The sequence below is a fragment of the Mycobacterium conspicuum genome (genome assembly GCF_010730195.1).
Taxonomy (GTDB): Bacteria; Actinomycetota; Actinomycetes; order Mycobacteriales; family Mycobacteriaceae; genus Mycobacterium; species Mycobacterium conspicuum.
In genome coordinates this window covers 1,452,379-1,476,652 of sequence record NZ_AP022613.1, presented here as the reverse complement: position 1 = coordinate 1,476,652, position 24,274 = coordinate 1,452,379, and the positions used below count along the sequence as shown (strand labels likewise).

The 24,274-nt window shown below is 70.5% G+C and carries 25 protein-coding genes and 1 pseudogene; 15 read left to right on the top strand and 11 right to left on the bottom strand.

Features of this window, described 5'->3' with window-relative positions; all coding sequences use genetic code 11:
* Nucleotides 1-97 precede the first annotated feature (97 nt).
* From G6N66_RS07110 to G6N66_RS07100, 3 genes are all read right to left on the bottom strand, one after another.
* Entirely contained in the window at nt 98-430 is a 333-nt protein-coding gene (locus tag G6N66_RS07110) for an ArsR/SmtB family transcription factor (protein WP_085232215.1), read from the bottom strand.
* Nucleotides 427-909 (bottom strand): SRPBCC family protein, encoded by a 483-nt coding sequence (locus G6N66_RS07105; RefSeq protein WP_085232216.1) that lies wholly within the window; start codon nt 907-909, stop codon nt 427-429. Before G6N66_RS07105 ends, G6N66_RS07110 begins: the two co-directional genes overlap by 4 nt.
* A 68-nt stretch (nt 910-977) precedes the next feature.
* On the bottom strand, nt 978-2,003 hold the full coding sequence (locus tag G6N66_RS07100; RefSeq protein ID WP_085232217.1) for a uroporphyrinogen decarboxylase/cobalamine-independent methonine synthase family protein: 1,026 nt from the start codon (nt 2,001-2,003) through the stop codon (nt 978-980).
* Nucleotides 2,004-2,053: 50 nt separating this feature from the next.
* Between G6N66_RS07100 and G6N66_RS07095 the strand changes: the two genes are divergently transcribed.
* Entirely contained in the window at nt 2,054-2,689 is a 636-nt protein-coding gene (locus G6N66_RS07095) for a sensor domain-containing protein (protein WP_085232423.1), read from the top strand.
* Nucleotides 2,690-2,695: 6 nt separating this feature from the next.
* On the opposite strand, the gene mnmA is transcribed toward G6N66_RS07095, so the two are convergent.
* From mnmA to G6N66_RS07065, 6 genes are all read right to left on the bottom strand, one after another.
* Nucleotides 2,696-3,769: a tRNA 2-thiouridine(34) synthase MnmA gene (mnmA, locus tag G6N66_RS07090; protein ID WP_085232218.1), complete on the bottom strand. Its 1,074-nt coding sequence runs from the start codon at nt 3,767-3,769 to the stop codon at nt 2,696-2,698.
* Between the two features lie 11 nt (nt 3,770-3,780).
* On the bottom strand, nt 3,781-4,956 hold the full coding sequence (locus G6N66_RS07085; protein ID WP_085232219.1) for a cysteine desulfurase family protein: 1,176 nt from the start codon (nt 4,954-4,956) through the stop codon (nt 3,781-3,783).
* A 34-nt stretch (nt 4,957-4,990) separates the two neighbouring features.
* Nucleotides 4,991-5,851 carry a lysophospholipid acyltransferase family protein gene (locus G6N66_RS07080; protein WP_085232220.1) on the bottom strand — a complete coding sequence of 287 codons (861 nt, stop codon included), beginning with the start codon at nt 5,849-5,851 and terminating at the stop codon, nt 4,991-4,993.
* Complete coding sequence (locus G6N66_RS07075; protein ID WP_085232221.1) at nt 5,848-6,675, bottom strand: GNAT family N-acetyltransferase; 828 nt, start codon at nt 6,673-6,675, stop codon at nt 5,848-5,850. The genes G6N66_RS07080 and G6N66_RS07075 overlap by 4 nt, the downstream gene beginning before the upstream one ends.
* 141 nt (nt 6,676-6,816) lie before the next feature.
* Nucleotides 6,817-7,773, bottom strand: a complete 957-nt coding sequence (locus G6N66_RS07070) for an electron transfer flavoprotein subunit alpha/FixB family protein (RefSeq protein WP_085232222.1) — start codon at nt 7,771-7,773, stop codon at nt 6,817-6,819.
* Between the two features lie 37 nt (nt 7,774-7,810).
* Nucleotides 7,811-8,602 (bottom strand): electron transfer flavoprotein subunit beta/FixA family protein, encoded by a 792-nt coding sequence (locus G6N66_RS07065; protein WP_085232223.1) that lies wholly within the window; start codon nt 8,600-8,602, stop codon nt 7,811-7,813.
* A 225-nt stretch (nt 8,603-8,827) separates the two neighbouring features.
* On the opposite strand from G6N66_RS07065, the gene G6N66_RS07060 reads away from it, so the two are divergent.
* From G6N66_RS07060 to G6N66_RS07045, 4 genes are all read left to right on the top strand, one after another.
* Nucleotides 8,828-9,628, top strand: coding sequence for a class I SAM-dependent methyltransferase (locus G6N66_RS07060; protein ID WP_085232224.1), 801 nt, complete (start codon nt 8,828-8,830; stop codon nt 9,626-9,628).
* A gap of 26 nt (nt 9,629-9,654) precedes the next feature.
* On the top strand, nt 9,655-11,205 hold the full coding sequence (locus G6N66_RS07055) for a glycoside hydrolase family 57 protein (protein WP_276012959.1): 1,551 nt from the start codon (nt 9,655-9,657) through the stop codon (nt 11,203-11,205).
* 61 nt (nt 11,206-11,266) lie between these two features.
* Nucleotides 11,267-12,505, top strand: coding sequence for a glycosyltransferase family 4 protein (locus tag G6N66_RS07050; RefSeq protein WP_085232226.1), 1,239 nt, complete (start codon nt 11,267-11,269; stop codon nt 12,503-12,505).
* A gap of 18 nt (nt 12,506-12,523) precedes the next feature.
* Nucleotides 12,524-13,867 carry a TIGR01777 family oxidoreductase gene (locus G6N66_RS07045; protein ID WP_085232227.1) on the top strand — a complete coding sequence of 448 codons (1,344 nt, stop codon included), beginning with the start codon at nt 12,524-12,526 and terminating at the stop codon, nt 13,865-13,867.
* Here the strand turns inward: G6N66_RS07045 and G6N66_RS07040 are convergent.
* A pseudogene (locus tag G6N66_RS07040) lies at nt 13,860-14,407 on the bottom strand (phosphodiesterase). The gene G6N66_RS07045 and the pseudogene G6N66_RS07040 overlap by 8 nt on opposite strands.
* Nucleotides 14,408-14,652: 245 nt before the next feature.
* On the opposite strand from G6N66_RS07040, the gene G6N66_RS07035 reads away from it, so the two are divergent.
* The 10 genes from G6N66_RS07035 to G6N66_RS06990 are packed head-to-tail and all read left to right on the top strand — an operon-like array spanning nt 14,653 to nt 23,056.
* Nucleotides 14,653-15,756 (top strand): polyprenyl synthetase family protein, encoded by a 1,104-nt coding sequence (locus G6N66_RS07035; RefSeq protein WP_372515690.1) that lies wholly within the window; start codon nt 14,653-14,655, stop codon nt 15,754-15,756.
* Nucleotides 15,753-17,276: a phytoene desaturase family protein gene (gene crtI, locus G6N66_RS07030; RefSeq protein WP_085232228.1), complete on the top strand. Its 1,524-nt coding sequence runs from the start codon at nt 15,753-15,755 to the stop codon at nt 17,274-17,276. Before G6N66_RS07035 ends, crtI begins: the two co-directional genes overlap by 4 nt.
* Nucleotides 17,273-18,193, top strand: coding sequence for a phytoene/squalene synthase family protein (locus tag G6N66_RS07025; protein WP_085232229.1), 921 nt, complete (start codon nt 17,273-17,275; stop codon nt 18,191-18,193). Before crtI ends, G6N66_RS07025 begins: the two co-directional genes overlap by 4 nt.
* Nucleotides 18,190-18,513 (top strand): lycopene cyclase domain-containing protein, encoded by a 324-nt coding sequence (locus tag G6N66_RS07020; protein ID WP_085232425.1) that lies wholly within the window; start codon nt 18,190-18,192, stop codon nt 18,511-18,513. The genes G6N66_RS07025 and G6N66_RS07020 overlap by 4 nt, the downstream gene beginning before the upstream one ends.
* Nucleotides 18,510-18,815 (top strand): lycopene cyclase domain-containing protein, encoded by a 306-nt coding sequence (locus G6N66_RS07015; protein ID WP_085232230.1) that lies wholly within the window; start codon nt 18,510-18,512, stop codon nt 18,813-18,815. The genes G6N66_RS07020 and G6N66_RS07015 overlap by 4 nt, the downstream gene beginning before the upstream one ends.
* Complete coding sequence (locus tag G6N66_RS07010; protein ID WP_232079225.1) at nt 18,808-19,527, top strand: class I SAM-dependent methyltransferase; 720 nt, start codon at nt 18,808-18,810, stop codon at nt 19,525-19,527. The genes G6N66_RS07015 and G6N66_RS07010 overlap by 8 nt, the downstream gene beginning before the upstream one ends.
* A complete protein-coding gene (locus G6N66_RS07005; protein WP_085232231.1) occupies nt 19,524-21,047 on the top strand; it encodes an NAD(P)/FAD-dependent oxidoreductase in 1,524 nt (507 codons plus the stop codon). Before G6N66_RS07010 ends, G6N66_RS07005 begins: the two co-directional genes overlap by 4 nt.
* The gene (locus G6N66_RS07000; protein WP_085232232.1) at nt 21,044-22,039 is read left to right on the top strand and encodes a DUF5914 domain-containing protein; all 996 of its coding nucleotides are present in this window, start codon (nt 21,044-21,046) and stop codon (nt 22,037-22,039) included. Before G6N66_RS07005 ends, G6N66_RS07000 begins: the two co-directional genes overlap by 4 nt.
* 11 nt (nt 22,040-22,050) lie before the next feature.
* Nucleotides 22,051-22,482, top strand: coding sequence for a DUF2784 domain-containing protein (locus G6N66_RS06995; RefSeq protein WP_085232233.1), 432 nt, complete (start codon nt 22,051-22,053; stop codon nt 22,480-22,482).
* 10 nt (nt 22,483-22,492) lie between these two features.
* Nucleotides 22,493-23,056, top strand: coding sequence for a MarR family winged helix-turn-helix transcriptional regulator (locus tag G6N66_RS06990; RefSeq protein ID WP_085232234.1), 564 nt, complete (start codon nt 22,493-22,495; stop codon nt 23,054-23,056).
* Here the strand turns inward: G6N66_RS06990 and G6N66_RS06985 are convergent.
* Nucleotides 23,000-24,274: a nucleotide disphospho-sugar-binding domain-containing protein gene (locus G6N66_RS06985; protein WP_085232235.1), complete on the bottom strand. Its 1,275-nt coding sequence runs from the start codon at nt 24,272-24,274 to the stop codon at nt 23,000-23,002. The two genes, G6N66_RS06990 and G6N66_RS06985, sit on opposite strands and share 57 nt — an antisense overlap.

Here is a 24,274-nt window from a genome sequence, read left to right as displayed (position 1 = left end):
CTATCGAAGCGCACCGACACCATCGAGATTGCCGTGGCGGTCGTGATCCGCCGTCCGACCACAGCCATGACGGCAATCTCGGTGCCAGTCGTCGTGCTCAGTCCTCGACGAACGCCCGCAGTCGGTCCACCGCGGCGTCCCATCGGCGCGACAACCCGGTGAGGTAGTCGCTGGCCCGGGCCAGCGGTTCGGTCCGCACCGTCCAGACGCGTTCGCGCCCGCGCCGGGCGCTGGTGACCAAGCCGGCCACCTCCAGCAGCTGCAGGTGCTTGCTGGCCGCCTGACGCGTCACCTGAATCACGTCGATGACCTGCGTCGTCGAGCTCGGGCCCAGCTCGCACAGCCGGACGATGATACGCAACCTATTCGGGTCGCCGAGCGCGTCGAAAAGCCTCGCGTCGACGACGGGTTCGGCGGTGTGCGTGCTCACTGCGCGAGGTACTTGCGCACAAGGTCGGTCTGGATGGCCCACCCTTCGGAATTGGCGTCGAATGAGGCGCGGCGGCGCGCTTCGGGGATGGCGTCGAAACCGGATTCGATGATGGTGAGCAGCACGCCGTCGGGAGTGTCGGCCAGGGTGAACTCGACCAGCGTTGTCGGCTCCCGTTCGTAGTCCACACCGGGATCCACCGTGAACGGATGCCAGCGGTAGGCGAACCGTCGGCGCGGTTCCACCGCGACGATTTCCCAGGTGCTTTTCATGCCCGCGTGCGGCTCCTGGCGCCGGGCCACGACGTCGTCGACGGTGGTCGGGGCGATGGCCGCGGTGACGAAACCGCCTGCAACAAAGGGCCCGTCGAAGCGGACGCCGAACCAACGGCCGAGCTCGTCGGCGTCGCTGATCGCGCGCCACACTCGGTCCAGCGGCGCGCGCAACAGCACCCGCTTTTCGATTCGGTCAGTGCTCATATGCAACCTCCTGGTTGCCTATCAGTACTACACGGCATGCCCGCAAAGTGCAACCTTTTGGTTGCGTATCAGATTGAGTCCGGATCCTCGGCGAACGCCTCGGCGGCCTTGCGGGCAAGCCCGATCGCGGTGCGCGCCCACTCCGGGGTCGCATCCGCCAGGCCGCAGGCCGGGGTGATGCCGATGCGATCGCGCAGGGCCGAGCGGGCGAAGCCCAGCCGGTCGGTCACCGCGACCACCGCGGTGGCCACCTCCTCCGCCGACGGCCGGCGCTCGGGTGCGGTGCCGGGGACCACACCGAGCACCACGGTGCGGCCCGACTCGACGAATGCGGCGATCCCGTCCAGATCCGCCGCGCGGAGCGTCGCCGCGTCTAGCGACACGGCACCGATTGTGCTGCGCTGCAAGAGATCCCACGGCAGCCTCGCGGCGCAGCTGTGCACCACGACCCCATCGCCCACGACCGACACGCAGGTGTCGAGCAGCGCGCCGGCCACCGCCTCGTCGAGCGCGGCGACCGGGCTTAGCGCGGTCACTCCGCTCAGCCGTCCGCCCAGTGCCGCGGGCAGCGACGGCTCGTCGAATTGCACCACCACCGGGGTATCGAGTCGACGGGCCAGCGCGGCGCGGTGCGCCGCGACGCCCTCGGCCAGCGACGCCGCCAGGTCGCGCACGGCGCCGGGATCGGTGATGGCCCGGTGGCCATTGGCCAGCTCCAGCCCGGCGGCCAACGTGACGGGCCCCGGGGCCTGCACCTTGACCACCCGCTGGCCGCCGCGCAGGCCCGCGACCTCCCAGGCCTCTTCGAGCGCGTCCATGTCCTCGTCGAGCAGGCTGATCGCCCGCCGGGTGACCGCGCCGGGCCGCGCGGCGATGCGGTAGCCCCGCGGCACGGTGTCGATGGCCACATCGATCAGCAGTCCGCCGGCGCGCCCGAGCATGTCGGCGCCGACTCCCCTGGCGGGCAACTCCACGATGTGGGCCAGCGCGTCCGCCAATTCGCCGACGACCACCTCGGCCGCCTGGCGCGCGGCGGTACCGGGCCACGATCCGACGCCGCTCGCTTTCGAAAAGGCTTCAGCGAAGACACTCACCGAGCAACCGTATGGGTCCGGGGCTACGCTCAAACCCAGTGGGGTGGCAGATGGCGAGATTGACCCGGCCGCTGCTGTTGTGCGGCGCAGCGTTGTTGGTGGCGGCCTGCACCAGGGTCGTGGGCGGGACGGCAGTGCCGGGATTCGCCATGGGCGCGCACGGCGTGCAGGGCGTCAACGTCGACCAAATCCTGCTGGATCAGTCCCGGATGCGCGCGATCACCGGGGGCGGCGACGGCCTGACGATCATCCCGTCCATGGACGGCAGCCGCCCGGTGGACATCGATGTCCTCGCCGACAGCACGCCGCGACCGTGCCGGTTCATCTTCGCCGAGACGGCGACCTTCGGCCCCGACATCGAGGAGTTCCACAAGACCACGTTTCAGGATCCGCCCAAGGGGGGCTTGATATCCGAGGGCGCCGCGGCCTACCGCGACGTGGCCACCGCGCGGCGCGCCTTCGGCGCTTTGGTGAGCAATGTCGGAGACTGCGCCGCCAGCGATGCCGGCCCGCTGTACGTCGGTGAGTGGGAGGCGGGCGCCGATTCGCTGCACCTGCTGCCCGGCGGCTGCGGGCGCGACTATCGGGTCCACTCGGTGGCGCTGCTCGAGGTCACCTTCTGCGGCTTCCCGCAGTCGGTGTCCGACATCGTGATGACCAACATCGCGGCCAACATTCCGGGCTAGGTCCGGCTAGCGAGTCGCGGCGATGGTGGCGCTGCCCAGCACCTCGTCACCGTCGGGATCTGGGCGATACAGCACCAGGGTCTGGCCGCGCGCCACCCCGCGCAGTGGTGTGCGCAACCGCACGCACAGCTCGTCGCCGGCCAATTCGGCGACGGCATCGGCGATTTCACCGTGCGCGCGCACCTGAACCGCGCACTCGACGGGTTCCGACGGGGCGACTCCCGCGGTGAAAACCGGTGCGCGGCCGGTCAACTCGTGTACGTCGAGGTCGGCCAATTCGCCGACGTGAACGGTCGCGGTGTCCGCGTCGATCGCCGTCACGTACCGAGGCCGACCGTCGGGCCCCGGACCCGCGATGCCAAGCCCCTTGCGCTGGCCGATGGTGAAGCCGTGCACCCCGTCGTGGGTGGCCAGCACCGCTCCGTCCGCGCCGACGACATTGCCGCTGCGGACGCCGATGCGTTTACCCAGGAAGGCCTGGGTGTTCCCGGACGGGATGAAGCAGATGTCGTGGCTGTCCGGCTTTTCGGCGACCGCGAGGCCGCGGCGGGCGGCCTCCGCGCGAATCTGCGGCTTGGGGGTGTCCCCGATCGGAAAGGCCGCGTGGCGCAGCTGGTCCGCGGTCAGCACGGCCAGCACGTAGGACTGATCCTTGTCCCGGTCGACGGCGCGGCGCAGCCGCCCACCCGACAGCCGGGCATAGTGGCCGGTGGCCACCGTGTCGAAGCCCAACGCGAGGGCCCGCGCGGAGAGGGCCGAGAACTTGATCCGCTGATTGCAGCGCACGCACGGATTGGGCGTCTCCCCGCGGGCGTACGACGAGACGAAGTCGTCGATCACCGCTTCCTGGAATTTCTCCGCGAAATCCCATACGTAGAAGGGGATCCCGAGCACGTCGGCGACCCGGCGGGCATCCGCGGCGTCCTCCTTCGAACAACAGCCGCGCGAGCCGGTGCGCAGCGTGCCCGGCGCCGACGACAGCGCCAGGTGCACGCCGACGACGTCGTGCCCGGCATCGACCATGCGGGCCGCGGCCACCGAAGAATCCACCCCGCCGCTCATCGCGGCCAAAACCCTCACTGTGGCGCCCCTCACGCCCCCGCCGCGGCCAGGGCGGCCCGGCGGGCCCGATCCACCGCCCCGGGCAACACCCGCAGCGCCTCGTCCACATCGGAATCAATACTGCTGTGCCCCAACGAGAGACGCAACGATCCACGCGCGCTAGCCGGTTCGGCGCCCATCGCGATCAACACGTGCGACGCCTGCGGCACGCCCGCCGTGCAGGCCGATCCGGCCGAGCATTCAATTCCGTTGGCGTCCAACAACATCAACAGCGCATCGCCTTCGCAGCCGCGGAAGGTGAAGTGCGCGTTGCCCGGAAGCCGCGCCGCGCCCCGGGCCCCGTTGAGTTCGACGTCGTCGATCTCGGCCAGGACACCGTCGATCAGCCGGTCGCGCAAGACCCGCAGCCGTGCGCTGTTGGCCGCAAGCCCGTCGACGGCGATCTGAGCGGCCGCGGCCATCCCAGCGGCGCCGGCGACATACGGTGTGCCGGAACGGATATCGCGTTCCTGACCACCGCCGTGCAGCAGTGGCACGCCGGTGACGTCGCGGCGCAGCAGCAGCGCGCCCACGCCCGGGGGGCCGCCGAACTTGTGCGCGGCCACGCTCATCGCCGCCAGTCCACTGGCGCCGAATTCGACCGGCAGCTGGCCCACCGCCTGCACGGCATCGCTGTGCATTGGTACGCCGAATTCGGCTGCCACGGCCGCCAATTCGGCGATCGGCATGATGGTACCGACCTCGTTGTTGGCCCACATCGCCGAGACCAGCGCGATGTCGTCGTGGCGGGTGAGCACCTCGCGCAGCGCCGCGGCCGACACCGAGCCGTCGGCCGCGGTGGGCAGCCAGGTCACCTGGGCGCCTTCGTGTTCGACGAGCCAGTTCACCGAGTCCAGCACCGCGTGATGTTCCACCTCGGTGGTGACGATGCGGCGGCGGCCCGGCTCCGCGTCGCGCCGAGCCCAGTAGATGCCCTTGACGGCCAGGTTGTCGCTCTCGGTGCCGCCCGCGGTGAAGATCACCTCCGACGGGCGCGCCCCGAGCTTGGCCGCGATCAGCTCACGGGATTCCTCGATGCGGCGCCGCGCCGCCCGGCCGCTGGTGTGCAGCGACGACGCGTTGCCGACGGTGCCGAACACGGCCGTCATCGCCTCGACGGCGGCGGGGTGCATCGGGGTGGTGGCGGCGTGATCGAGGTAGACCATGACGCGCCCCACGATACCGGGGCTCTGCGGACCCCTATGCCACCAGGGCGTGCCCGTGACCTGGATGCGCGGGCGCGGTGGCACGTATCGCGGATTGGCAGCGGCGGGCCAGGTCGCGCCGGTTTGTGCCCGGCAGCTGCAGGGATTCGACGTGCACGCGCGCCACGGTGCGCCGCACGGTGAGCAGCCGGCAGACCGATCGAAGCAGCGGATCGTCGCCGACGAAGGCCGGCAGGGTGGACACACTGCCGTCGACGTGGTGGTAGCTCAATCGCAGCGGCTGCACCGGACGGGCGGCGTCGATCGCGGCCTGGAACATCGCCGGGTAGAAGGATCCGAACCCTTGGTGGGTCTGCCCGGGTTCGCCGAGCCGGCCGCACCAGGTGGTGCCCTCCGGGAAGGCCACCACGGTCTGACCGGCGCTCAATCGGCGCGCGACGTCGGCGACCACCCCGGGCAGCCGCCGCAGGCTGGCCCGTTCGATCGGGATGATCTTCAGGATGCGCGCCAGCACCCCGATCGCACCTCCGGTGAACATGTCGGCGCGCGCGACGAACGACCCGGGCAGCACCGCCCCGATGCAGAAGGCGTCGAGCCAGGAGATGTGTCCGCTGACCACGAGGACCCCGCGCAGGTTACGAATCGGGCTGCCCGACACCGTGATTCGGACGCCGAAGCAGCGCAGCACCAACCGGCAGTAGATGCGTTGCACCTTCGTCCGACCCGGCAGCGGCGCCACCATCAGCGGCATCCCCGGCGCTAACGCCAGCGCCAGCGTCACGCGCAGGGCCACCCGCAGCGCCACCACGGCCCGCCGCGATTGCGCGGGGCCGCCGATACCGACGCAGTTGGTGTCGCACGACGCGTGCGGCAACCAGGCGTGGGCGATGCTCATCGTGCGACCGCCATTTCCGAAGCCGCCGATACCGATCGCAACCGCTTGAGATATCGGGTATCGGCGCGCCGCTTGTCCAGCAGCGCGCAGAAGTCGCCGACCCCGAACTCCGGGTCGTGCGCCGGTTCGCCACAGACCTGAGCCCCCAGCCGCAGGTAGCCGCGCATGAGCGCGGGAACCGCCGGGCGCGGCGGCGGGGCGACGTCGTCGAGGGGTTTTCCGTCGATCAGCACGGGCCGGTGGGGGCGCACCCGGTACTGCGGCGGCGCGGCATGGCGGTCCAGGATGAAGTCACGCACACCGCGCAGCTGGCTGCCGTCACCGATGGGGACCGACACGCAACCGGTCACGTAGTCGTAGCCGTATTTGTCCAGGTAGGCCAGGATGCCGGCCCACATCAGCAGCACCACGCCGCCGTTGCGGTGGCCGTCGCGCACCGCGGCGCGTCCCATCTCGACCAACGACGGCCGCAGTGGGTCGAACGCGCGGACGTCGAACTCCGTCGCCGTATACAGGTCTCCGGCCGCGATGGCGCCCGCCGGCGCCAGCATCCGGTAGCAGCCCACCAGCTCGCCCGTGTCGTCGTCGCGAACCAGCAGGTGGTCGCAGTACTCGTCGAACCGGTCGACATCGCGGTGTCCGTTTGCGCCGGTGGGCAGGGTGAAGCCGGGGGTGGTGGTGTACACGTCGTATCGCAGCCGCTGCGCGGCCTCGATGAGCGTGGCATTGGTGGCCAGCAACAGGGAGTAGCGCGGGCCGGAAGGGGCCTGCGCCAGGGCGCTGCCCGGTTCGTCGCTGGCTATCAGGACAGAAGCAATGCTCATGCCACCAAAGTTGCGTAATCGTTGTGCCAAATGGCATCGGCGCGCTGACGTGTCGGTGCACGCCAGATGACGAACCGTCGCAAAAAGATAACGACCCCGCAGGTAGCCTGCGGGGTCGTTAACTGCTGGTGAACGGGGGTTTTAGCCCTTGCGCGCCTTGATCGCGTCGGTCAGCTGGGGGGCCACCTTGAACAGGTCGCCCACCACGCCGTAGTCGGCGATCTCGAAGATGGGCGCCTCCTCGTCCTTGTTGACCGCGACGATGGTCTTGGAGGTCTGCATGCCGGCGCGGTGCTGGATGGCCCCGGAGATGCCCAGCGCGATGTACAGCTGCGGGGACACCGTCTTGCCGGTCTGGCCCACCTGGAACTGGCCCGGGTAGTAGCCGGAGTCGACGGCGGCGCGCGACGCGCCGACGGCGGCGCCCAGCGAGTCGGCCAGCGCCTCGACCACGTTGAAGTTCTCCGCGCTGCCGACGCCGCGGCCACCGGAGACGACGATGGTGGCCTCGGTCAGTTCCGGTCGGTCACCGGCGACGGCGGGCTCGCGGGCGGTGATCTTGGTGGCGTTCTCGGCGGGCGCGGGCACCTCGACGGTGACCTGCTCACCGGCGCCGTCGGTCGGCTCGGCATCGACGGCCCCGGCGCGCACGGTGATCACCGGGGTGTCGCCGTTGGCCTTGGCCTCGACGGTGAACGCGCCACCGAAGATGCTGTGCACACCCACCGGGCCCTCTTTGACCTCGACCACGTCGACCAGCAGACCCGACCCGATCCGGGCCGCGAGCCGGCCCGCGATCTCCTTGCCGTCGGCGGAAGCGGCCAGCAACACGGCCGCCGGCGCGTTCGACTCGGCCAGCGAAGCCAGCACGTCGACCACCGGGGTGATCAGGTACTTCTCCACGTCGTCGGACTCGGCGACGTAGATCTTGGCGGCCCCGGCCGCCTTCAACCCGTCGACCAGCGGCGCGGCCGTCCCCGGCGCACCGACCACGACGGCGGCGGGCTCGCCCAGCGCGCGGGCGGCGGTGATCAGTTCGGCGCTGACCTTCTTCAGCGCACCTTCGGCGTGCTCGACGAGCACCAATACTTCAGCCATAGGTTGTTTCGCTCTTCTCGTTTGCTCGGAGTGCTCGTCAGATGATTTTCTGCGCGACCAGGTACTTGGCGATGTCGTTGCCGCCCTCGCCCTCGTCGGTGACCTTCTCACCGGCCGTCTTCGGCGGCTTGGGCGTCGACGACTGCACCGTCGACCCGGCGTTGGCCAGCCCGACCTCGTCGGCCTCGACACCGATCTCGGCCAGCGTCAACACCGTGACCTCTTTCTTTTTGGCGGCCATGATGCCTTTGAAGGAGGGAAAGCGCGGCTCGTTGATCTTCTCGGTCACGCTCACCACCGCGGGCAGCGTGGCCTCGAGGGTGAACAGGCCCTCGTCGGTCTCCCGCTCGCCGGTGACCTTGCCGCCCTCGACCGACAGCTTGCGCAGGTGGGTGAGCTGCGGCAGGCCCAGGTACTCGGCGATGATGGCCGGCACCGCGCCGCCGGTGCCGTCGGTCGCCTCGTTGCCGGCGATGACCAGCTCGGTGCCCTCGATGGTGCCCAGCGCCCGCGCCAGAGCCCACGCCGTCTGCACGACGTCCGAGCCGTGTAGCCCGTCGTCCTTGAGGTGCACGGCCTTGTCGGCCCCCATCGACAGGGCCTTGCGGATCGCCTCGGTGGCGCGCTCGGGGCCCGCGGTGAGCACCGTGACCGAGCCCTCGCCGCCTTCCCTCTCCCGGATCTGCAGCGCCTCTTCCACCGCACGCTCGTTGATCTCGTCCAGCACAGCGTCGGCGGCCTCGCGGTCCAGCGTGTAGTCGCCGTCGGTCAGCTTGCGCTCCGACCAGGTGTCTGGGACCTGCTTGATCAGGACCACGATGTTCGTCATGAGTGTGGTTCGTCCTCCTTGGGCGTCCGGCAGCATATCGGCCACCGGTCTTGGTCAGGTATGAGTCAGGCATTTCGCGGCCGCACACGCATGTTACTCACGGGTAACTTTGCGCGGTCCGCTCTCACACCATAGCGGGTCGTCCAGCGCATTCTTGCGCCCGCATCCGCACGTACCCGCTCTGAGGTTCGCGAATCGGACACTTCGCGTTAGCCTCCCTATGCAATGAGCGCATCGCTTCCCGTCCCACCCGACGCCGACCATCGGGCACCGGCCGACCCGGTGTTGACGCTGACGGGCGAGCGCACCATCCCCGACCTGGACATCGAGAACTACTGGTTTCGCCGGCACGAGGTGGTCTACCAACGACTGGCACCGCGCTGCGCGGGCCGCGACGTGCTCGAGGCCGGATGTGGCGAAGGTTACGGCGCCGATTTGATCGCGGGCGTGGCCCGCCGGGTCGTCGCGGTGGATTACGACGAGGCCGCGGTGGCCCACGTCCGCAGCCGCTACCCCCGGGTGGAGGCCATCCAGGCGAACCTGGCCGACCTGCCGCTCCCGGACGCATCGGTGGACGTCGTGGTGAACTTTCAGGTGATCGAGCACCTGTGGGACCAGGCCCAGTTTGTCGCCGAATGCGCCCGGGTGCTGCGTCCGTCGGGCTTGCTGCTGGTGTCCACCCCCAATCGGGTCACCTTCTCCCCCGGCCGCGACACCCCAATCAACCCGTTCCACACCCGCGAACTCAACGCCGCCGAGCTGACGCAGCTGCTCGCCGAGGCGGGGTTCGCCCGGGTGAGCATCAGCGGGTTGTTCCACGGCCCGCGGCTGGTTGAGATGGACGCCCGCCACGGCGGCTCGATCATCGACGCGCAGATCGCGCGCGCGGTGGCCGACGCGCCGTGGGCGCCCGAGCTGCGCGCCGATGTCGCCGCGGTCGCCACCGACGACTTCGACCTGGTCGACGCCGGCGACCGCGACATCGACGAGAGTCTGGACCTGATCGCGATCGCGGTCCGGCCGTGAGCACATCCAGCCACGCGGTGCCCGGGATGTTCACCCTGGTGCTGCACACCCACCTGCCCTGGCTGGCCCACCACGGCCGCTGGCCGGTCGGCGAGGAATGGCTCTACCAGTCGTGGGCGGCGGCCTACCTGCCGCTGATGCGGGTGCTGCACACGCTGGCCGACGAGGATCGGCACCGGCTGCTCACGCTGGGCATCACCCCGGTGGTGAACGCCCAACTCGACGACCCGTATTGCCTCGACGGGATGCAGCACTGGTTGGCCAACTGGCGGCTGCGCGCACTGGAGGCCACCAGCGTGCGCTCGGCGCCGCGATCGAAGTCGGCCGCCTACCAGTCATGCACCCCAGAAGCGTTGCAGGCGTTCGGGATTCGCGAATGCGCCGAGGCCGATCAGGCCCTCGACGACTTCGCCACGCTGTGGCACCACGGCGGCAGCCCGCTGCTGCGCGGCCTGATCGACGCCGGCACGGTCGAGCTGCTGGGCGGCCCGCTGGCGCACCCGTTCCAGCCGCTGCTGGCGCCGCGGCTGCGCGAGTTCGCGCTGCGCGAGGGCCTGGCCGACGCCCAGTTGCGGCTGGCGCACAGCCCGACCGGGATCTGGGCGCCCGAATGCGCCTACGCCCCGGGCCTGGAAACCGAGTACGCGGCGGCCGGCATTTCCCATTTCATGGTCGACGGCCCGTCGCTGCACGGCGACACCGCGCTGGGCCGGCCGGTCGGCGACACCGATGTGATCGCGTTCGGCCGCGACTTGCAGGTCAGCTACCGGGTGTGGTCGCCGAAATCGGGTTACCCGGGCCACCCGGCCTACCGCGACTTCCACACCTACGACCACCTCACCGGCCTCAAGCCGGCCCGGGTCACCGGGCGCAACGTGGGCTCGGACGCCAAGGCGCCCTACGATCCCGAGCGCGCGGACCACGCGGTCGACATCCACGTCGCGGACTTCGTCGGCGTGGTGCGCAACCGGCTGCTGGCCGAGTCCGAGCGCATCGGGCGGCCCGCCCACGTCATCGCCGCCTTCGACACCGAACTGTTCGGCCACTGGTGGTACGAGGGTCCGACGTGGCTGGCGCGGACGCTGCGCGCCCTGCCCGCCGCCGGGGTGCGGGTGGGCACGCTGTCCGACGCGATCGCCGACGGGTTCGTCGGCGCCCCGGTCGCGCTGCCACCCAGCTCGTGGGGCTCCGGCAAGGACTGGCAGGTGTGGGCCGGCGAGCAGGTGGCCGATCTGGTGCAGCTCAACACCGAGGTCGTCGACACCGCGCTGACCACCATCGACAAGGCGCTGAACCAGACGGCGTCGTTGGACGGCCCGATCCCCCGCGATCGCGTCGCCGATCAGATCCTGCGCGAGACCCTGCTGACCGTGTCCAGCGACTGGCCGTTCATGGTCAGCAAGGACTCGGCCGCCGACTACGCCCGCTACCGCGCCCACCTGCATGCCCACGCCACCCGCGAGATCGCCGGGGCGCTGGCGTCCGGCCGCCGCGACGCCGCCCAGCGGCTGGCCGACGGATGGAACCGCGCCGACGGCCTGTTCGGCGCCCTCGACGCCCGGCGGCTACCGCGGTGACTGGCGAGCGGCCCCATATGTACGCCGACACGCCGGTATTGGCGGCATTTTGGGGGCGCTCGTGAAGATCCTGATGGTGTCGTGGGAGTACCCGCCGGTGGTGATCGGCGGGCTGGGCCGCCACGTGCACCACCTGGCGACGGCGCTGGCCGACGCGGGCCACGAGGTCGTCGTGCTGTCCCGCCGGCCCACCGGCACCGATCCCAGCACGCACCCGTCGACCGACGAGATCAGCGAGGGCGTGCGGGTGATCGCCGCCGCCCAGGACCCGCACGAGTTCACCTTCGGCGACGACATGATGGCCTGGACGCTGGCGATGGGCCACGCGATGATCCGCGCCGCGCTGCCGCTGCAGAAGCGGGGGCGCCCCTGGCGCCCGGACGTCGTCCACGCGCACGACTGGCTGGTCGCCCATCCGGCCATCGCGCTCGCCCAATTCTATGATGTGCCACTGGTTTCCACGATCCACGCGACCGAAGCCGGCCGGCATTCCGGCTGGGTGTCCGGTGCGATCAGCCGTCAGGTGCACGCCGCCGAGTCGTGGCTGGTGCGCGAATCCGATTCGCTGATCACGTGTTCGGCGTCGATGAGCGACGAGATCACCGAGTTGTTCGGGCCCGGCCTGACCGAGATCACGGTGATCCGCAACGGAATTGACGCCGCGCGCTGGCAGTACGCGCCGCGCCGTCCGCGCACCGGACCGGCCGAGTTGCTGTATGTCGGCCGGCTGGAGTACGAGAAGGGCGTGCACGACCTCATCGCCGCGCTGCCCAGGATCAGGCGCACCCACCCCGGTACCACGCTGACCGTCGCCGGTGAGGGCACCCAGCAGGGTTGGCTCGTCGACCAGGCGCGTAAACACAAGGTGCGCAAGGCAACTCGTTTCATCGGCCATCTGCACCACACCGAGTTGCTCGCGGCGCTGCACCGAGCCGACGCTGCGGTGCTGCCCAGCCACTACGAGCCGTTCGGGCTGGCCGCCCTGGAGGCCGCGGCGGCCGGCACACCGCTGGTGACGTCGAACATCGGCGGCCTGGGCGAGGCGGTGATCAACGGGCAGACCGGGGTGTCGTGCCCGCCCCGCGACATCGCTAGCCTGGCCGCCGCCGTGCGCACGGTGCTCGACGATCCCGACGCCGCGCAGCGCCGCGCACGCGCCGCACGGGAGCGACTCACCTCCGACTTCGACTGGCAGACGGTGGCCAACGAGACGGCACAGGTGTACCTGGCGGCCAAGCGCGGCGAACGCCAACCGCAGCCCCGGCTGCCCATCGTCGAACACGCGCTGCCCGACCGTTAGCCGGCGTACCGTCGTGGCATGGGGGTGACGTATTCGAGCGTGGTCGACGCGCCACGCGATGACGTATTCGCCTGGCATGCGCGGCCAGGTGCGTTCCATCGGCTTTCGCCGCCGTGGTCGCCGATGCGGTTGGTCAGTGAGGCGACCTCGCTCAAGGATGGCCGCGCCACGCTCGCCCTGCCCGGCGGGCTGCGCTGGGTGGCCCAACACCAAGCCGATTCCTACGATCCCCCAAGGCGTTTCGTCGATGCCATCAGCAGCGCCGGGCCGGCGTCGCTGCCGGCGCGAATCGCGGTGCGCTGGCGGCACATTCACGACTTTGAGGATGCTGGCGAGAACCGGACCCGGGTGATCGATCGGGTCGAGACGCCGGTGCCGGCCAGGGCACTGCGCCCGATGTTCGCCTACCGGCACCGGCAACTGGCCGACGATCTGGCAGCGCACCGGTTGGCGGCCGAGCGCGGTTTAAGCCCGGTAACCGTTGCCATCACCGGCTCCTCGGGCCTGGTCGGCTCGGCCCTGACCGCCTTTCTGAGCACCGGCGGGCACCGCGTCATCCGGCTGGTCCGCGGCGCCCCCAAGGACGGCGAACGGCGGTGGAACCAGCACGACCCAGACCCGGACCTGCTCGCCGGTGTCGACGCAGTCGTCCATCTGGCCGGCGCGTCGATCGCCGGCCGATTCACCGACAGTCACCGAAAGGCTATCCGGGACAGCCGAATTGGTCCCACCCGCAAGCTGGCCGAAGTCGCGGCGCGCAACCGTGCCGTGCTGATCTGCGCCTCGGCGATCGGCTACTACGGGTACGACCGCGGCGACGAAACCCTCACCGAGGACAGCGCGCGCGGCGACGGGTTCCTGGCCGACGTCGTCGCCGACTGGGAGGACGCGACCGCGCCGGCGCGCGAGGCCGGTGTGCGGGTGGTCAACGTGCGCACCGGCATCGTGCAGTCACCCCGGGGCGGCACGCTGAAGCTGATGCGTCCCCTGTTCGGCGCCGGGCTGGGCGGCCGCCTGGGCGACGGCCGACAGTGGCTGTCCTGGATCGGCATCGACGACCTGCTCGACGTCTATCACCGCGCGCTGTGGGATACCGCCCTGTCCGGGCCGGTGAATGCGGTTGCCCCGCAACCGGTTCGAAACACCGAGTACGCCCGCACGCTGGCGCGCGTCCTGCACCGGCCGGCGGTGCTGCCGGTGCCGCCACTGGGACCGCGGCTGCTGCTCGGCGAACAGGGCGCCCGCGAACTCGCCTGCGCCAGTCAACGCGTGATTCCCGGCAGGCTCACCCAGGCCGGGCACCGGTTCCGCGCGCCCGACCTCGATCAGGTCCTGCGCCACCTGCTGGGCCGCATCACGTGACGGTCGACTTGCGGCCTTCCCGGCTGCGCTGGTAGGCGCGGGCCCGCAGCTCGGCAAGCCAGCCCGGATACAGGCTCAGCCCCGGCGCGGTGTTGAGCACCGTATCGAAGGAGACTTCCTCGGCCTCGACGAGCCTGGACAGGGACAACCGCGCCAAGGGTTGGAACTCGTTCGTGCCCCGGGCCTGGTCGAGGGCCAGGTCGACGCCGCCGCGCCGCACGCTGTTGCGAATCGCATCCAACGACAGTCCGGTTCCGCCGACGTCGCTGACGATTCGTGCTCTCAACCACCAAGTGCCTCCGCGATAGCGAAACGGCATCAGGCTGGTCATGGTCTGGCCCGCCCAGCCGGTCACCGGCCGCAGCGCCACGGCGCGAGTCAGCACGCCCGAACCCGCCGAGACGAGCAGGATGTCCCACGGTGACGCGGCGGGGATCCGGACGAACCCGCCGCCAACACCCCGACCGGGTGAAAAAACCGGCGGCCCCGCAGCGCGGATCCCCAGCGAAACGGCAGTGCGACAAGGTCGGAAACGGTCATCGCGGCCGAATTCCCATTCGTTGCCCGGGGAAACCTGATCCCGCCGGCCAACCCGAAGTTCATTCAGGAAATTAATGTTTCAACTCCTTAACTGATGGCTATTTGCCTGAGCGACCCGCCCAAGCACGCCGGTGTTTGTCTCGTCGTCAAAGGGGTACCAACGCGTGAAGCCGAGCCGTTCGAGCCAGCGGCTGACCGACATTACGAGGGAGACGTCGGTGGGAGCTGTGCACGCATTCCCCGCCCTGCGGCTCGCCGATGCCTCCGGCGGCATTGACCTGCCCGCGGACGCGGGCCGATTCGACAGCTGGCGATCGGGTTTCCGGCGGGCGGTGTTGGCCCGCGTCGCCGACTTCGCGGCCGAGCGGTGCGAGGACGAGCTGGGTGCCTGCGGCGTCGAGGTGGCCGGCGACATCTTGACGACGTTCATCGACGGCGGCAAATGCCTGCGCTCGACGTTCATGTACCTGGGCTGGCTGTGCGGCGCGCCGGCCAGCGACGCCGCCCTGTCGGCAACGGCCAGCCTGGAGCTTTTGCACGCCTTCGCGCTGCTGCAAGACGACGTCATGGACGACTCGGCGGCGCGACGCGGCCGTCCCGCCGCCCACGTCCAATTCGCCGACTGGCACTACCGCCGCGGGCTGTCCGGCTCGTCACGCCGATTCGGTGAATCGGCCGCTATCCTGCTCGGCGATCTGTGCTTGATCTGGGCCGAGCGGATGCTGCGCGAAAGCGGGTTGTCGCGCCGCCACCTGCTTCGGGTGTGGCCGCGCTACGACGCCATGCGCACCGAGCTCGCGGTGGGCCAATTCGCCGATCTCGCAACCGATGTGCGCGAGCTACCCACCCTGGAAGCCGTGCTGGACGTGGCCCGGCGCAAGTCGGGGAATTACACGGTGCGCCGGCCCCTGGAGATCGGTGCGGCGATGGCCGGCTGCGACGAGCAGGCGCTGGCCGCGCTCGGTGACTACGGGTGCGCCATCGGTGAAGCGTTCCAGCTGCGCGACGACATTCTCGGCGTATTCGGATCACCCGCGACGACCGGTAAGCCCAGCAAGGACCTGATGGAGCGCAAGGCCACCAGCGTCGTGGTGGCGGCGCACCAAATGGCCGACGGGCCCGCCCGCCGGCAATTGCGCGACCTGATGGCCAGCGACCGACTCGACGAGGCCGCCCTCAATCACTGGCGGACCCTGATCGTCGACACCGGGGCGCTGCAGTGGATCGAAGAACTCATCGCGAGTCGCGTTCAAGAGGCGCGAAAGGCGTTGGACTGCGGCCGGTTCCATCATCCGGTTACGGCGGCGCTGCTGGACATGGCCGGCCTGTGCACTCAGCGTGCGGCATGAGCATCCGCAGCGTGCCGGGACGCACCGATCACGTCGTCGTGGTCGGCGCGGGATTCGCGGGGCTCTCGGCCGCCCTGCACCTGTGCGGCCGGGGCCGTCGGGTCACGGTGGTGGAGCGGCACCCGTGGCCGGGCGGACGCGCGGGACGCCGAGACGTCGACGGCTACCGGATCGACACCGGACCGACCGTGCTGACCATGCCGGATCTCATCGACGAGGTATTCGCCGCCGTCGGTGAAAACCTTTCGCAGCGACTGGAACTCCTGCCGGTCGCCCCCGCCTACCGTGCCATGTTCGCCGATGGTGGCCGCATCGACGTGCACACCGCCGCGGAGCAGATGGCCGCCGCGGTGCGCGAATTCGCCGGCCCGACTCAAGAAGCCGGCTACCGGCGCCTGCGCGACTGGCTCGAACGGCTGTACCGCACCGAATTCGACGGCTTCATCGCCGCCAACTTCGACTCGCCGCTCAACCTGCTCAACGGCCGGCTGGCGAAACTCGTGGCGCTGGGCGGATTTCGCCGCTGGGACACCATGGTCAAGCGGCACATCAGCGACCCACGGCTGCGGCGGGTGTTCACCTTCCAGTCGCTCTACGCCGGCGTGGCGCCGCAACACGCGTTGGCCGTCTACGCGGTGATCGCCTACATGGACACCATCTCGGGCGTGTTCTTCCCCCGCGGCGGCGTGCGCGCGCTGCCCGACGCGCTGGCCGCGGCCGCCGCCGACGCCGGAGTGCAGTTCCGTTACGGGTCGACGGTCACCGCGCTGGAACGCGTCGGCGGGCGGATTACCGCGGTCCGCACCGACCGCGACGAGCGGATCGCCTGCGATGCAGTGGTTTTGACCACCGAGCTGACGCAGACCTACGAGCTGCTGGGTCGGCGCCCCCGGCGACTTTTTCCGCTGCGTGCGGCGCCGTCGGCGGTGGTCCTGCACGTGGGTTGCCGCGCCGCGCCGTCGGCGAGCGCGCACCACACGATCCTGTTCGGAGAGCAGTGGGATCAGACGTTCACCGACATCATCCGCGACGGCCGGCTGATGACCGACCCCTCGCTGTTGGTCACCCGGCCGACGGCCACCGACCCGCGGCTGGCCCCCGACGGGCGCGACCTGCTCTACGTGCTGGCCCCGGCGCCGAACCTGACCGGCGGCGGCATCGACTGGTCGCGCATCGGGGACTCCTACGCGCGTTCGCTGCTCGACGTCGTCGCCGATCGGCTGGACCCCGGCGTCCACGACGGCGCGCAACTGCTGCACGTGGACACGCCCGCCGACTGGGCGCGCCAGGGCATGACGGCCGGCACTCCGTTCGCCCTGGCCCACACCTTCGCCCAGACCGGACCGTTTCGGCCGGCCAACACTGTGCGCGGCATCGACAACGCCGTGCTCGCCGGGTCCTCGACGCTGCCCGGCGTGGGGGTGCCGACCACGTTGATCTCCGGGCGCCTGGCCGCCGACCGCGTCACCGGCGCGGCCCCCGCGATCACCACCCTCGATCTGAAAGCCCGGTCCCGATGATCCGCACCGAATTGGACGCCGCCGGCATCGCGGATCAGCGGCTGCGCGCGGCGTATCGGCGCTGCCGGCAGATCGCCGCCGAAAACGGCCGCACCTACTTCCTCGCCACGCGGTTGCTCGCCCCGGACCAGCGTCCCGCGGTGCACGCGCTGTACGGCTTCGCCCGGCACGCTGACGACATCCTCGACGAACTGAATCCGGCGCTGGACGTCGGCACGCGGGCCGAGCGGCTGCAGGCGCTCTCGGACCGATTCTTTGCCGGCGACCACCATGACGAGCCCGTCCTGGCCGCCGTCGGCGACACCGCGCGCCGCTACGGGATCCCCGCGGACCTGTTCGAAGACTTTCTGGCCTCGATGCGCATGGACCTCACCGTTACCGACTACCCGGACCGGGCCGCGCTCGACCGCTACATGCGCGGATCGGCCGAAGTCATTGGGCTACAAATGCTTCCGATCCTGGGCACCGTGTCCCCGACCGACGAGGCCGCCCCCTACGCCGCCGCGCTGGGCCGCGCGTTTCAGCTCACCAATTTCCTGCGCGACGTCGCCGAGGATCTCGCCCGCAACCGGATCTACCTACCGGCCGACGAACTCGCCGCCTTCGGCGTGGACCGGGAACTGCTGACCTGGTGTCACCTGCACCGGCGCACCGACGCGCGGGTGCGTGCCGCGTTGGCCGCGCAGCACGAGATCACCAGGGAAATCTACCGTTTCGCCGCGGACGGGATCGCGTTGCTGGCACCGCGTTCCCGGCCCTGCGTGGCCACCGCGCTGACGTTGTACTCCGAAATCCTGGATCGCATTGAGGACAGCGGCTTTTCGGTGTTCAGCCAGCGCGCCACCGTCGGCATGACGCGACGTCTGCAGGTCGCCGGCGGCGCGCTGCTGCGCTCCTGGTGGGTGCGCGCGGCATGAGCGACCGGTGGCAATACCTGATCGTGCTGGGCCTGTGCCTGGCCATCACCGCCCCGCTGGAACTCTTCGGCGCCGGGGTCTACCGCCGGCCCCGGCGGCTGTGCACAGCCGTACTTCCGGTCGCGGCGGTGTTTTTGGCCTGGGACGCGGTGGCCATCGCGGCCGGCGTGTGGACGTACAACGGCGACTACGTCACCGGCATCCGCCTGCCCTTCCGTCTGCCGCTGGAGGAGGCGCTGTTTTTCATGGTGATTCCGCTGTGCGCCCTGTTGACCTACAACGCGGTCAGCACCATCCTGGCTCGGCGCAAACGCCGATGAGCGGGATCGGCTACACCCTGCCGGCGATCGTGGCCGTGCTGGCGGTGTGCGCACTGGAATTGGCGCTGCTGCATACCGGGCTCTTCCGGCGCCCCGCCTACTGGCTGTCGATGCTGATCGTGCTGGGCTTCCAGGTGCCTGTCGACGGGTGGCTGACCAAACGCCACGCCGCGATCGTGATCTACCGCGAATCGCAAACCAGCGGTGTGCGTTTCCCGTTCGACATCCCCGTCGAGGACTTCCTGTTCGGCTTCGCTTTGGTCACCGCCGTGCTGCTGCTCTGGGAGCATCAACGTGGATAAAACCGGCCTGCCGCGCGCCGACGTGCCGTCCGCCTTCGACGTCGGCGCCGCGGCATACGACCGGCTGGTCGGCGCCAACCCCTCCTACCACGCCAACCTCGGCTTGTCCGCGCGCCGCATGCGGCTACCCCAACGCGGCCGGGGCTTGCGGCTGCTCGACGCGGGCTGCGGCACCGGCGCGTCGACCGCCGCGCTAATGGCCGTGGCACCCGAGGCCGAGATCGTCGCCGTCGACGCCGCGCGCGGCATGCTCGACGCGGCCCGGGCGAAGTCCTGGCCGGCGTCGGTCCGCTTCGTGCACACCCGCGTCGAGGATCTGTCCGAGCACGGCATCACCGGCCCGTTCGATGCCATCCTGTCGGCCTATCTGCTGCGCAACCTCGACGACCCCGACGGTCAACTGCGCGCGTTCCGCGACCTGCTGCGCCCCGGCGGCACGCTGGCGGTGCACGAGTACTCGGTGCGCGACTCGCTCGCCGCCAGGATGGTGTGGCACGCGGTGTGCTGGGCCATCATCATTCCCACCGGGTGGTGGCGCACCCGCGACGCCACGCTGTATCGGCACCTATGGCACAGCGTCCTGAGCTTCGACGGCGCCGCACGGTTTCGGTGCCGGATGCGCGACGCCGGATTCACCTCGGTACGAAGCGAAACCGTGCCCGGCTGGGAACGCAATGTCGTGCATTCGTTCCTGGGGCAGGCACCGCAATGACGGACCGGCGCCGCCACGTTCACCCGGGCGCACCGGGATTGCCTGGCTGCGGCTCGCTACCGTCGCGGCCCCGCGTCACCGTCGTCGGCGGCGGAATCGCCGGCCTGGCCGCGGCAACCGGGCTCGCCGAACGCGGCGTCGCCGTGGACCTGGTGGAAGCCCAGGGCTACCTCGGCGGCCGGGTGGGCGGCTGGACCGAACACCGCGACGGCGCCGAGCTGGCGATGAATCGCGGGTTTCACGCCTTCTTTCGCCAGTACTACAACCTGCGCGCACTGCTGCGTCGCGTCGACCCGCAGCTGCGGATGTTGGTTCCCGTCGACGACTATCCGCTGATCGACGGCGCGGGCCGCCGCGACAGCTTCCGCGGACTGCCCCGCACCCCTCCGTGGAACGCGCTCGCCTTCGCCCTGCGCAGCCCCACGTTTCGGCTTGGCGACCTGGCGCGCATCGATGCCCGGGCCGCCGCACCGCTGGCGGCGGTGTCGGTGCCCGGCATCTACCGGCGGCTCGACCACGTCGACGCCGACACCTTCTTGAAGGGCATCAATTTCCCCGAGTCGGCGCGCCACCTCGCGTTCGAGGTGTTCTCCCGCAGCTTTTTCGCCGAGCCGGCACAACTGTCCGCCGCCGAGCTGGCGACCATGTTCCACATCTACTTCCTGGGGTCGAGCGAGGGCTTGATCTTCGATGTGGCCAACGCGAATTTCAATGTCGCCCTGTGGGATCCGCTGCGCCAATACCTGCAAGACCGCGGTGTCCGGGTGCACCTCGGCACACCGGTCCGGCAGGTCACCGCCGACAAGGCGGGGGCGTTTCGCATCGTCACCGAGTCGGGCGATCGGTTCGAGGCCGACGCCGTGGTGTTGGCGCTCGACGTGGACGGCCTGCGGCGGGTGATCGACGCATCGCCCGGTCTGGGGGATGACCCGTGGCGCACGCGGATACGCCAATTGCGCACCGCGCCGCCGTTCGTCGTCGATCGGCTCTGGCTGGACCGGCCGGTGCACCGGGACCGGCCGGCGTTTCTCGGCACCTCCGGTCATCAGCCGCTCGACAACATCAGCGTGCCCGAGCGCTACGAACAAGAGGGCGCCGCATGGGCGCGCCGGCACGGCGGATCGGTGGTCGAATTGCACTCGTACGCAACGGCATCCGACTGGTCACCCCGGCAGGCGGCGGCACAGCTGCACCAGCTCTACCCCGAAACCGCCGGCGCCGGGGTGGTGCACGAGCGCGTGCTGGTGCGCAGCGATTGCCCGCTGTTTGCGCCCGGCACCTACGCCCGGCGACCGACCGTGACAACCCCGCAGCCCGGACTGGTGCTGGCCGGCGACGCAATCCGCATCGACCTGCCGGTGGCACTGATGGAACGCGCCGCCACCACGGGCTTTTCGGCCGCAAACCACCTGCTGCAATCGTGGCGGCTGGCCGGCCACGAGCTGTGCACCGTGCCCACCCGCGGCCGATCCGCGCTGCTGCGGTCACTGGCCGAGCGCCACGGGGCACGCCGGCAATGAGCCTCGGCGACCGGCTGAGCCGACGGTGGCCCAAAGACTGGCCCGTCGCGGTGATCCCGCGCGTCTTTTGGGCGCAGCAGCGTCCGACCTACCGCGACGCGCAGCCGGCGATCATCAACGCCGCGCTGGACCGATCCCAAAGCCGGCCGACCGGCAACTGGTACGTGTTCGGCGCCAGCAGCGACGTGCGCGCGGGCCGCGCGTTCGGCGCGCGGGTGGCCGGCATCGAATTGGTGGCGTGGCGCGACGCGCATCGGCGCCTGCGGGTGGGCCCGCGCAGCTGCCCGCACCTGGGTGCCGACCTTGCCACCGGCGTGGTGCGTGATGGCACCCTGTACTGCCGCTGGCACGGGCTGGCTTTCGACGGTGACACCTGCGACCTGCGCTGGCGGCCGTTTCCCAGCCACGACGACGGCGTCCTGGTCTGGGTGCGGCTGGACTCCGCCGGCACAGAGACACCGCTGGACGCGCCGGTGCTGCCGCCCAGGCCCACCGGTGCCACCTTGACCGCGGTCGCCCGCATGGTCGGCAACTGCGAACCGTGCGACATCGTCGCCAACCGGCTCGACCCGTGGCATGGTGCCTGGTTTCACCCGTATTCGTTCACCCGGCTTGAGGTGCTGAGCACGCCCAGCGAGGACGACGACCGCTTTCTCGTCTCGGTGACCTTCCGCATGGGCCGGTTCGGCGTGCCGGTGATCGCGGAATTCACCACCCCCGATGCGCGCACCGTGACGATGCGCATCATCGAGGGCGAAGGGACCGGAAGCGTCGTCGAAACCCATGCCACCCCAATAACTTCCGCGTCGGACGACCGGCAACGCGTGATCGTGACGGAAGCGGTCATCGCGTCCTCGCCGCGCCCCGGATTCGCGTCCGCGCGCCGTGCGGCCGCGCTGATCACCCCGCTGATGCGTCATGCCGCCGCCCGGCTGTGGCGCGACGATCTGGCCTACGCCGAACGCCGCTATCGACTCCGCACGGGCGACTAGCATGGCCGGCGATGAGGAAGCGGTATTTCGCTGTCGTGGCATTCAGCGTGTGCGCGCACTTCGCCTACCTCGCCTACGTACCCATCGGCGGCTTTCTGGCGTTGCGCTGGCGGCGCACCACCTGGCTGCACGTGGCCAGCGTGTGTTGGGGCGTGCTGGTCGTGGCCCTGCCGGTGCCCTGCCCACTGACCACCCTGGAAGATTGGGCACGTGCGCGGGCCGGACTGGCGCCGCTGCCCGCCACCGGATTCATCGACCGCTACGTCGCCGGGGTGCTCTACCCGGCGGGCCGGACCGGGCTGGCGCAGGCCTTCGCGTTCGGTGCGGCGCTCGCGTCGTGGGTCGCCCTGGCGCGGACTCGAAAGTCGTTCCGGCACAGCAGAAGCGAAGCGCTGCCCGGGCCGCGAGCACTCCCCGACGCGCAGCGGGTCCTTCTCCGGTAAGTTCGCTGAGATGACCAAACGCCGCGCCGACGACCCGGCGCCCGATCGAGCCGAACTGGAAAGACAGCTGTCGGCCGACCTTCGGGCGATCACGGCGCGCTCGGATCGGGTGGGCCGGCATTTCGCAAGGGTAAACGAGGTGAGCAGCAACGACTTTCGCGCCCTGCTGCACATCATGGTCGGCGAGACCGCGCAGGCGCCGTTGACCCTGGCCCAGCTGCGGCAGCACATGGACGTGTCGCCGGCGGCGATCACCTATCTCGTCGACCGGATGATCGAAGCGGGACACATCCGCCGCGAAGCCGACCCCGAGGACCGGCGCAAGTGGCTGCTGCGCTACCAGGAGAGCGGTATGTCGCTGGCGCACGCGTTCTTCCGGCCGCTGGGCGCTCACATGAGTGCGGCGATGGCCGGCCTCAGCGACGACGACCTCGTCGCCGCCCACCGCGTCTTCGCGGCGATGATCGAGGGCATGTCCGCCTTCGAGGAGGAGCTCCCCAAGCCGTCCGCGCCACCGTCAACCAGGCTCGCAAGCGGCGCCGCGGCTCCCCGGCGGCAGCAGGCCCCGCGTTAGGAGCCGCTGCTCGATCAGGTCGGCGCCCCGCGCCACCCCGCCGGTCGCGGCGAATCCGGCCGCCACCCGCCGCGCTCCCGGCCCCATGGTGATCGCCGCGCGCACGGCGGCACGAAGCCGGGCCGGCGTCAGTTTCCGGGCCGGCAGCCGGGTGCCGCAGCCGGCCACCTGAACGCGCCGCGCGACTTCGGCTTGATCGCGGGCGAACGGCACCGCGCAGACCGGGACCCCGCGGTCGAGCGCCTTGACGGTGGTGCCCATGCCGCCGTGGGTGACCGCGCAGATCGCGCGGTCCAGCACCGCACGGTGATCCACGAACCGGCACACCGTGGCGTTGGGCACCGACGGCAGCCCGTGCGGCACGCCCGCGGCGAACGTCGCGACGACGTGCACCGGCTCGCCGGCCAGGGCCTGCAGGCCGACACAAGCCAGTCTGTCGTCGGCCTGCGCGAGGGAGGACGTGCTGAGCAACACGATGGGCCGCTCGATGGCGGTGAGCCACTCCGGCACGGGCCGCGGCGCCAGGTCGAATTCGCATGCGCCGATGAAGTGCACCGCGTCGTCCCAATCCGGATGCGGGTATTCGAACGGCTCGCCGCCGACCGCCAGCAGCAGCGGTGCGCGGCGCATCAGCGCATCCACCGACGCGATCGCCGGAACGCCCAGGCCCGCGCGAATCACGTTGATTCGCGGCACGATTCGCCGGTCGAACAAATGGCTCACGAAGGGTCGCACCGACGCGTCGCGAACGGCTCCGACGATACCGGGCAGCGGTCGCAGACCGGGACCGAACGGCGGCGCCGCACCCGACCTCAGGTAGGGCGTGAACGGCGAGAACACCAGCCACCCAATACCACTGGCCTCGGCGATCGACATGGCGCCCCAGCAGTTGGCGTCCACGATCAGCACGTCGGGCCGCACCTCGGCGATCGCACGACGCAGATCCTCGACCTCGATCACCGCGCGCCGGCACAGCACATCCAGCGTCTGTTTGAGAACCCCAAAGGCGTTGTGCGCCAGCCAGTCCTGCCCGGCGATGGCCTCGATCCGGGGATCGACCGCCTCGACGCGAAAACCGACGCCGCGCATGGCCTCGACCTCGCTGGCCAACGTGCGCAGGTGGATCCGGTGTCCGCGCCCGCCCAGTTCGGCCAGCAGGACCGCCATGGGCAACAGATGGCCCAACGCGGGTGACCCGTAGGCCAGGATCACCGCCAT

Coding starts and splice junctions, on each gene's coding strand:
- G6N66_RS07085 (WP_085232219.1), bottom strand. CDS start 4,956: ATGGTCTACCTCGATCACGCCGCCACCACCCCGATGCACCCCGCCGCC.
- G6N66_RS06990 (WP_085232234.1), top strand. CDS start 22,493: ATGACCAAACGCCGCGCCGACGACCCGGCGCCCGATCGAGCCGAACTG.
- G6N66_RS07060 (WP_085232224.1), top strand. CDS start 8,828: ATGAGCGCATCGCTTCCCGTCCCACCCGACGCCGACCATCGGGCACCG.
- G6N66_RS06995 (WP_085232233.1), top strand. CDS start 22,051: ATGAGGAAGCGGTATTTCGCTGTCGTGGCATTCAGCGTGTGCGCGCAC.
- G6N66_RS07045 (WP_085232227.1), top strand. CDS start 12,524: ATGGGGGTGACGTATTCGAGCGTGGTCGACGCGCCACGCGATGACGTA.
- G6N66_RS07005 (WP_085232231.1), top strand. CDS start 19,524: ATGACGGACCGGCGCCGCCACGTTCACCCGGGCGCACCGGGATTGCCT.
- crtI (WP_085232228.1), top strand. CDS start 15,753: ATGAGCATCCGCAGCGTGCCGGGACGCACCGATCACGTCGTCGTGGTC.
- G6N66_RS07020 (WP_085232425.1), top strand. CDS start 18,190: ATGAGCGACCGGTGGCAATACCTGATCGTGCTGGGCCTGTGCCTGGCC.
- G6N66_RS07075 (WP_085232221.1), bottom strand. CDS start 6,675: ATGAGCATTGCTTCTGTCCTGATAGCCAGCGACGAACCGGGCAGCGCC.
- G6N66_RS06985 (WP_085232235.1), bottom strand. CDS start 24,274: ATGGCGGTGATCCTGGCCTACGGGTCACCCGCGTTGGGCCATCTGTTG.
- G6N66_RS07015 (WP_085232230.1), top strand. CDS start 18,510: ATGAGCGGGATCGGCTACACCCTGCCGGCGATCGTGGCCGTGCTGGCG.
- G6N66_RS07070 (WP_085232222.1), bottom strand. CDS start 7,773: ATGGCTGAAGTATTGGTGCTCGTCGAGCACGCCGAAGGTGCGCTGAAG.
- G6N66_RS07095 (WP_085232423.1), top strand. CDS start 2,054: ATGGCGAGATTGACCCGGCCGCTGCTGTTGTGCGGCGCAGCGTTGTTG.
- G6N66_RS07105 (WP_085232216.1), bottom strand. CDS start 909: ATGAGCACTGACCGAATCGAAAAGCGGGTGCTGTTGCGCGCGCCGCTG.
- G6N66_RS07025 (WP_085232229.1), top strand. CDS start 17,273: ATGATCCGCACCGAATTGGACGCCGCCGGCATCGCGGATCAGCGGCTG.
- G6N66_RS07000 (WP_085232232.1), top strand. CDS start 21,044: ATGAGCCTCGGCGACCGGCTGAGCCGACGGTGGCCCAAAGACTGGCCC.
- G6N66_RS07055 (WP_276012959.1), top strand. CDS start 9,655: ATGTTCACCCTGGTGCTGCACACCCACCTGCCCTGGCTGGCCCACCAC.
- G6N66_RS07065 (WP_085232223.1), bottom strand. CDS start 8,602: ATGACGAACATCGTGGTCCTGATCAAGCAGGTCCCAGACACCTGGTCG.
- G6N66_RS07080 (WP_085232220.1), bottom strand. CDS start 5,851: ATGAGCATCGCCCACGCCTGGTTGCCGCACGCGTCGTGCGACACCAAC.